Here is an 8,505-nt window from a genome sequence, read left to right as displayed (position 1 = left end):
TTTTCCATCGAAGCTTCCTCTTGCCCCATTTTTTGTAATGCCAGTGACAGTAGGAGGTTTATTTCAACAAGTTGGCAATCCAGATGGGAAGATGATGCTATATCAAGCATCGTGATTAAAATTTCTTCAGCTTTTTGCAAACATTCGGGGGTTCCTTTTGCAATAAGAACTTTTGCTTTCGTCATATGGGGGTTTTCCTGCCAGAAAAACATTCCTGCAAAACTGGGTGGCTCATTGAATGTATCAGCCCACTGGAATGCCGCTTGAATATCTCCTTGTAAAATAGCAATTCGGGATTGTGCAGATTGCACCAGGAGCAAACTTAGTGCATTGCCAATTTCTTTGGTATAATCAATTGCGGTAGCTATGAGTTCATTTGCCTCCTTACTATTTCCGTTTAGCTGGTGAATCAGGGCGAGTGAAACTTTTGAATCGAAAACAGCCATTGTGTCTATGATGTAGTACTTTTCACTAATAACCGCAAAATGGTCATAAGCCTTATCTAATTGAAACAACTGAAAATTAGCAAGGGCCTGAAGGTAGAAACTCCAATTTATAAGGAAGGTAGCACCGATCTTTTCCGTGAACATCTGCATTTGAACCGCTGTATCCAGGACGCTTCTCAATTGGCCTGATAAGAGATGTACGAAAGTGATTGAGCCCCAATAATAGCCAATATCCATGGTCGAATATTTATTCGATTTGTTTATCCGACTTTTTAAATCTATAACAATCGTATCATAATGACCTTTTCTTTGTAAAGCCATGTAGCGAAGCAATTCGATATTGCATTTTATATGATCTGGTAAATGATCACATTGGTTCATACTTTGGTCAAAAGATTGTATACTGCCTTCCGTATCACCTGTCCAGTATTGGAAATTTCCCCGGAAAAAGGATAATTCAGAAGATAGCTGTGGATCTGGTATGGTATCCTGAATCAGTATATTTACTTTTTCCAGGATGGGTGGGATTTTCTCAAGCTGAAATTCCCCAAAAGCAAGCCATGCCTTTATCAGCTCAAGGCTCGCGCTGTTCTCTTTCACAACCAACGGTAATTTATTTAGCCAGGTTTTAACTTTCCCTACATTTTTTAGAAACTCGGCATGAGCATTGATTTTTACAATTTTTGCTGCTTCTTCAACCTTTCCGGACTTTATCATATAGTCTAACGCTTCATCAATCAGTCCTTCGTCTTCAAACCACTTCGCCGCTGCATATTGAACCTCTTTAATTCTTTCAGAATTAAACCATAAGCGTAAATGTTTAAAAACCGTTCTCTGGAACAAATGATGGTAACGAAACCATTTTTTATTATCATCAAGGGGGATAAGGAAAAAATGAGAATTGATGAGTTGATTAAATAATGCCTCTGTTTTTAAAGGGTCATCATCGTCATGTTCCTTCGTCTGAAAGCAAGCTTTGACCACATCGAGGTTAAACCTCTTGAGCAATGATGTTATCATCAATAAATCCTTCATGTCATCAGACAAATCGGAAAGTATCTCTTCTATAAGAAAATCACTAAGCGTGTTCAGGTCACCTGAAAAAGCAGCCAGTTCCTTTTCTATATGCGGTTTGTTTATTGATGCCAATGAAATCAATTGCAAAGCAGTTATCCATCCTTCTGTCTTTTTTTGTAACGAAGCCGCTAAAGACCTTTCCAGCTTGATTCTGTGCAGTTTGTAAAACAACCCTATAACCTCCTCTTCGGTAAAAGTGAGTTCACCCATACGAATTTCAATCATCCTGGTATGAACCCGCAGGTTTTGAATCCGAATTGGTGGATCGCGTCTTGTCAGCATGCATAGATGAAGGTTCTCAGGTGGATACCGCAATAACTCGTCAATAAGTTGATGAATCACATCATTGCGAATCAGATGATAATCATCAAGAACAACGATATAATTCTCCTGAATCTCATCGAGTTCGTTGATAAATGAGTGAACAATTAATTTGTTGCCAGGTAATTCAGGGGCCTTGACCAGGGCTTCTGTTTTTTCTAATTTTCCAGGAAACACCTTTTGAATCGCGGTAATCATGTAAATCAAGAACGTGCGATAATCGTTTTCATCACTGCTTAATGATACCCATGCAGCAGGGTGCTTATTTTCTTCTATCCATGAACTAACAAGCATACTCTTTCCATAACCAGCAGGAGCACAAACCAAGGAAAAGGGCTTGTACATATTTTTATTGAGTTCATCAATCAGGCGAAACCTGAAAACGTGTTCAAGGCTTAATTGCGGGCGGTGTAGTTTTGTTAAGAGCATAACTCAATTTAATTGTTTTTGTTTTCAACAATTAATCAATCATTCGATTCAGAAAAACGATACAACAACGTTAATTTACTTCAATTAATCCGAACTCTCTTGCTATTTTTAATAATTCAATACGGCTATTTACATTCCATTTTTGACAAATATTGTAAATATGCTTTTTTACAGTGCCTTCAGCTACAAAAATAATTTCTGCAATCTCTTTATTACGCAAACCTTTATGTAACATAAGAATGATTTCTTTTACTTCAACTATTGGCTCTTTTTCAGCTTCCTTGGGTGCCTGATTGCAACTTTGGATTAAAAAAACAAAAAGGAATAATATGGTAAGGACAAGAATTCGGCTTGAGGTGGTGTAGAAATTTTCATGTTCATCAATGTATTCGTAGTTAGGTTTGGTTGTTTTCGACTTTAAAAACCCAAGTTAAAAAATCTATGCTATTGATAAAACATTTATTTTTCAAATAAAGAGCAAGATAAATTGGATACGATTTATTTCATGAAAATCATAGCCTTTATTGGTTAAAGGCATATGGATTTTGAATACGTAACAGGTTTTATGATGTCACAATTTTTTTCCACATGTATGTATATTTCATTAAATTCATGTTCTGTTAATGAAAATATACAATGCCCAACTATAATATAGATACAAAAAAGAATATGACTTATGACGCCATCGTCATAGGGTCCGGAATCAGTGGGGGCTGGGCAGCAAAGGAACTTTGTGAAGGTGGGTTGAAAACTTTGGTTCTCGAACGCGGGCGAATTGTCGAGCATGTCAAGGATTACCCCACTATGAATAACGATCCATGGGATCTGGAACTCTGCGGAGCCCTCGGCCCTGAGGATCTTAAAAAACACGCGATTGGGGCTCGGGCGGGATTTGTAGGCGCAAATAACGAACACTTTTATGAATGACTTTGTCTCTTTTTCAAATCTTCCTGAGAAACCAACTCTTACCGTAGATATTTTTTGGACTATTGCTAAAGATATTTTAGGTAAATAAAACTACTCACAACAAAAAATAAAGCACATTGAAAACGCTCCTTATTCGGAACGTTAAAATCAAAATTTTGAACAAAGCCTCATAAAACGAACGTATTTTAGCACTCATTGGAAAAATACTCGTCCCAAATACTTACCCCTTAACTTTGCGCATGGATCCTATTTCGATTTTATAGTGTCCAGATAGGTAAGCGTACCTGCCCGCCTCTGGCGGGAAGTAAAATTGAAATAGGGCGCATCTTGCTTGTGCAAAACTAGGTTTGTTTCCTTATTTCCCGTCCAGCTCCCGCCGAAAACCATCCAATTCTGTTTCATCCATTTCCAATTTAAAATATGCTTTGCCAAAGGTGGGTTCTACTTTGGTGATACTATCTAGAACTTTAGAAAAAAGGCGTCTGTCCTTGCTCTTGGCCCTTATAACGTCATGGTATTTTTCGAACGAAACTTTTCCCTCTTCCATATCCCATTCCTCTCTGGTCATTCTAACGTTCTTTTTGTCCACAAGCAAGGGTTGCTCTTTTTTCTTTAGTGCCGTTCCCTCGAATAGGCTTTTGAGCATATCATAGGTCGGCCTTATTTGTTCCCGCTCCATTGTTCGTAACAGTTCTTCCAAATAATCGAAGCGCCCTATCATATAGTTCTGGAACCTGATAAATGAATATCATTCTTTGAAAATGCCAATTGTTTCATCCTAATTTCACTAATACTGTTATAAGCTCTAAAAGTGCTAAGTTTAAGAGGTGGATCGCGACGAGAAATAATGACTAAATGCATATTTTGAGGAGGATATTTCAGAATCTCATTAATAAATTCATGGATCTGATCATCTTTGATAAACTGGTAGTCATCAAGAACCAGTACAAATTCATTTTCTAAGTCGTAAATTTCATTAAGCAGTGTGGTGGTTAGGATATTTAATGAAGGTAATACCCCAGCCTTTGCCATCGAGAAAAATTCCTGTTTCTTTGGAGGAAATATAGTGATTAATGCCGCACATAAATACTCAAGAAAAATAGGCAGATTATTGATCTCCCCGTCTAATGAAATCCATGCATTGACCAGTTTTTGGTCCTCTATCCATTCGCTGATGATCAAACTTTTACCATATCCGGCAGGCGCAACCACCAGGGTAAGAGGTTTAAAGCGATTTTTCTCCAGTTCTTCAATAAGGCTGGTACGCAGCAATATATCATCAGATACAGGAGGCCGATGTAACTTGGTACGTATTATATTGTCTTTAATGGCTTTTGACACAATTGAACTACGTTAATTTATTGGCTTAAAGTTAGCCATTTTTTTCTTCTTCCTCATGACCTTCATCAGTCGTGGCATGTGGATTTTGTACAATGTCTTAAACCACAGAGAGCAGCAAGTCTGTATTGCCAATTTGGTAATTTGGTAATTTGGTAATTTGGTAATTTGGTAATATGACTACTCCTATAATTACACTAATACTAAACTTTTGGGTGAATAATGGAAGTTAAATAAATTGTATTTTTGTTAAACCCTTTAACATCGTTTTTATGAGTTTTAGACTCCCATATTCCAAAATTATTTTTGAACATCTTCCTTTGCATAAAATCGCTTTTATATTCCTTTTTACTGCATCCCTGTTAGGCAATTTTGAAAATAGTTATAGCCAGGACTCTGATAATGCAGGTAGTTCTAAAGATCAGGCTCAAGTGCAGCTTGCTTCAGTACCTGGGATTTCAGAAATAATTCCTTTGGCTTCGAACATCGAAGTAAGATTACTACGCACTCAAAAAATATTGTCGGATACCATAAATAAAAATGCCCTGGTTGGTTCACTTAAAACAATCAATTCAAATTTAGACTCCCTCCAAATTACTTTAAATGAGTTGAAAACATCAGGTACACCAAGCTTAAACTCCATTAAAACATTTAACCTTGAACTTCAGGCAGTTATTCAAAATTTTAAAGAAACCAATAGCCCTTTGACAGAGGAGATTTCAAAAATTGAGGGCCAAAGAAAAATGTGGCTTAATGAGCAGGAAAACTGGTTATTATGGGAAGATTCTCTGGTAACCAAAAACACACCTGAACAAATTAAAATAACCTTTAAAAAATCAAATGCAGCTATTAATACTGCACTTGAAAGTCTGGTTCCAAAATTAGATGAATTATTAAGACTTCAGGAAAGCAGTTATAAAATTCAACCTAAAATTGAGATTCTCCAGGATGAATTTGAGAGCTTTAGTCAACAAAATAAGGAACTGGTTATTCTAGATCAATCTGACCCAATGTTTTCTTCAGAATTCAGAGATAAATTTAACCCGGAACTATGGGAAAATACAAGGAAAGGTTTGGTTGAACTTTCATACACAAACAAGTTTAGTGGAGCTGTATATTTCTGGGGTTTTCTTTTGGGAATAATCTTATTCATATCGGTTTATTTGCTTATCAAGAAAAACAATGAAGCTATCGAGAGTGATTCTGAATATAAATTCCTTGCCAATAAGGCTTTTGCTTCTGCATTATTTATCAGCATAACCACCACATTTATACTAATTAAATTTGATGCAATGCAAGCTACTGAGGAGCTGCTAATTGCCATAATTGTTGGAGTGTCTTTTTGTTATCTTTTAAAAGATGAACTTAAGTCCTGGGAGAAACAAATTGTATATTTATTGGTGCTGTTAGTATTACTTAATGACTTCTTTTTTGCTATTAATTTACCTACACCACTTATTAGAATATACATAACTATTATTTCTCTTGTCCTAATCCTGCTTTGCGTCATATGGCTTAGAAAACGCAGGATAGAAAATATTTCTAAAATCTGGACCTTTTTCCTGCTTATCGGAGCCCTTTATTTTGGCATAGTATTTTTGGCAGAAATTAGTGGCAAAGAAGTTTTGGCACTTTATTTATTTGATTCTTTTATACGCACAGCAATTCAACTAACCCTCTATGCTGTTTACTTATTCATTTTTCACGGTGCCTTAAAATGGCTTCTTGTATACAATAATTCCAAACAAAAATATTTATCTACAGAGAATATCTCCTCGAGTGTTAATCAGTTAACATGGTTTATAACCTTTCTTACAATAGCTTATTATATTCTTCCACAATTATTAGTAACCTGGGGGGGGTATAGCAATTTGCAGGAGGCAAATCGCAATTTAATGGCTTTAGGAATTAATGTTGGTGATAACAGGATAACACTACAATTGTTAATTGCCTCCATATGTGTACTCTATGGTTCATATATCGTTTCTTCACTTTTTAGTCGGTTTATGATGAATAAGACCCTGGACGAAAAGAGTTTAGATAAAGGAACCCGACTTTCCATAGCGCAGCTTGCCCATTATTTAATTATGTTCATTGGCTTTTTAACAGCCATTTCCGTTTTAGGTTTCGACCTTACCAATTTCACTATTATATTGAGTGCTTTAAGTGTTGGTATTGGTTTTGGCCTTCAGGGATTGGTCAATAACTTTGTCAGCGGACTTATCTTACTTTTTGAAAGACCTATACGGGAAGGGGATGCTATTGAGACGAATGATGTACCCTGGTCTACAGTAAAACAGATTGGACTGCGAGCTACACGATTAGTAACTTATGAACAGAGTGATCTTGTAGTGCCTAATTCTGAACTTGTTTATAAAAATGTAACTAACTGGACCTTGAATAACAGGCTAAGAAATTTAATATTACCCATAGGGGTCGCGTATGGCTCTGATATTCCTCTGGTTATGAAAACATTGATGGATGCAGGCAAAGCCAATGAATATTTGGTTAAAAATAGTGTGCCAACCGTTTTATTCAGAAGTTTTGGGGATAGTGTGCTTAATTTGGAACTTCGTGTTCTGGCCAAAGATGCCAACCGCGGGTTATCCATAACAAGTGCAATTTACCAGGATATCTATCAGAGATTCGACAAGGCAAACATTAAAATCGCTTACCCTCAAATAGATGTGCATCTTTTCAAGAAAGACCAATAAAATAATTCTACTCCAGGGTGTAATCGTAAATATTAGGAATTAATATGCCTGATTATTTTAGGGTTCCAGTTTTTTAAAACAAGAACAGTTTTTTAGCCTATATGTGCTATATTTGTAAGGAAGGTTCATCTTTTGCACTAGATCTAAACGACTCCAGAATATCTCAGAAAAAAATAGTAACAAATAAAACTTTTACCATGAAAAAATTAATTAAATCATTCTCTTTTCTTTTTATTGCCATAATGTCAACAGGCCATTTTTATGCTCAGGTGACCAGTGATTATGACAACACTGTAGATTTTACCCAGTTCAAGACAATTAAATTCTTAGGTTGGCAGGATAATAGTGACCAACTAATCAACGATCTGGATAAACAAAGAATCCTGGAAAGTTTTGGAAAAGAATTCGAAATGAGGAATCTCACCTTTGTAGAACAGGGAGGTGATTTAGCGGTAACCTTATATCTTGTAATAGATCAAAAAACAAGTACAACGGCATACACCAATTATACAGGTGGCATGGGCTATGGTGGCAGATGGGGCTATGGCTATGGTATGGGATATGGTGCAGGTATGGGTATGGGGTCAGCTACCACTACTTATTCTGAAAATGATTATCAGGTGGGTACTTTTGTCGTAAGTGTCTATGAAAGTGAATCAAAAAAATTAATTTGGCAGGGTATCTCCACCAAGACCATAAATGAAAACCCTAAAAAAAGGCAGAAAAGCATACCAAAAGGGGTAGCAAAATTAATGAAAAAGTATCCTGTGCAACCACCTAAATAGGAGTTAATGTTTCTTTCTGGCTATTTGTTTTTATAAGCTGGATAAATATAAAAATACCAATAGCAAATGCCCCATAGTTATCTCTCAGTACCATGGGGCATTTGCTTTATATTATAAATATATATTACTAAAGACTAAAAGTCAGTTTATTCAGCCATCTTCATATTCGGAGCATAAGAATACTGCGGCAGATACCAGCCTTCTGTTATTTTGGCTTCTTTTACCAGTTCCATAAGTTTAGTCCATAATAAGGCTCCGCTATCTCCTAACATTTCGGAAGTTTTTTCAAGGTTCTGATGATAATCCAGAGGAGATTTAGCCCAGGTGGTCAAAATATACATAGGGCGCTCTAACCCTATTTGACCCGCAAAGACCCTGAATCCCATATCCACATTCTTCGTTTTATACAAATGTTTATATGCGGCAAGGATCTCTTCAACTTCTTCTTCTGACCCCGGGTAGAAATGA

The 8,505-nt window shown here is 36.3% G+C and carries 7 protein-coding genes and 1 pseudogene; 3 read left to right on the top strand and 5 right to left on the bottom strand.

Going from position 1 to position 8,505, the window contains the following annotated elements; genetic code table 11:
- Positions 1–2,273, bottom strand: a 2,273-nt coding sequence (locus WBM60_RS09390) for a hypothetical protein (protein ID WP_424283000.1), incomplete at its 3' end; no start/stop codon positions are given.
- Between the two features lie 70 nt (positions 2,274–2,343).
- Entirely contained in the window at positions 2,344–2,514 is a 171-nt protein-coding gene (locus WBM60_RS09385) for a helix-turn-helix transcriptional regulator (protein WP_424283001.1), read from the bottom strand.
- Positions 2,515–2,909: 395 nt separating this feature from the next.
- On the opposite strand from WBM60_RS09385, the pseudogene WBM60_RS09380 reads away from it, so the two are divergent.
- Positions 2,910–3,194: pseudogene (locus tag WBM60_RS09380) on the top strand (GMC family oxidoreductase); the annotation flags it as partial.
- A gap of 361 nt (positions 3,195–3,555) precedes the next feature.
- Here WBM60_RS09380 and WBM60_RS09375 read toward each other — a convergent pair.
- Together WBM60_RS09375 and WBM60_RS09370 are read right to left on the bottom strand one after the other, a co-directional pair.
- On the bottom strand, positions 3,556–3,921 hold the full coding sequence (locus tag WBM60_RS09375; protein WP_424278900.1) for a hypothetical protein: 366 nt from the start codon (positions 3,919–3,921) through the stop codon (positions 3,556–3,558).
- Positions 3,918–4,541, bottom strand: coding sequence for a hypothetical protein (locus WBM60_RS09370; RefSeq protein ID WP_424280168.1), 624 nt, complete (start codon positions 4,539–4,541; stop codon positions 3,918–3,920). Before WBM60_RS09370 ends, WBM60_RS09375 begins: the two co-directional genes overlap by 4 nt.
- A 269-nt stretch (positions 4,542–4,810) precedes the next feature.
- Here WBM60_RS09370 and WBM60_RS09365 point away from each other — a divergent pair, with 269 nt between their 5' ends.
- The gene (locus tag WBM60_RS09365; protein WP_424282999.1) at positions 4,811–7,252 is read left to right on the top strand and encodes a mechanosensitive ion channel family protein; all 2,442 of its coding nucleotides are present in this window, start codon (positions 4,811–4,813) and stop codon (positions 7,250–7,252) included.
- A 197-nt stretch (positions 7,253–7,449) separates the two neighbouring features.
- Positions 7,450–8,037 carry a DUF4136 domain-containing protein gene (locus WBM60_RS09360; protein WP_424282998.1) on the top strand — a complete coding sequence of 196 codons (588 nt, stop codon included), beginning with the start codon at positions 7,450–7,452 and terminating at the stop codon, positions 8,035–8,037.
- 146 nt (positions 8,038–8,183) lie between these two features.
- On the opposite strand, the gene WBM60_RS09355 is transcribed toward WBM60_RS09360, so the two are convergent.
- A partial coding sequence (locus WBM60_RS09355) for a hypothetical protein (RefSeq protein ID WP_424282997.1) occupies positions 8,184–8,505 on the bottom strand: 322 nt, incomplete at its 5' end.

Origin of the sequence: Eudoraea sp., from assembly GCF_049669105.1 — a bacterium.
In the GTDB taxonomy this organism is placed as follows: domain Bacteria; phylum Bacteroidota; class Bacteroidia; order Flavobacteriales; family Flavobacteriaceae; genus Eudoraea.
Note: the sequence above shows the minus strand (reverse complement) of the source record. Positions and strands in the feature narration are given on the sequence as shown.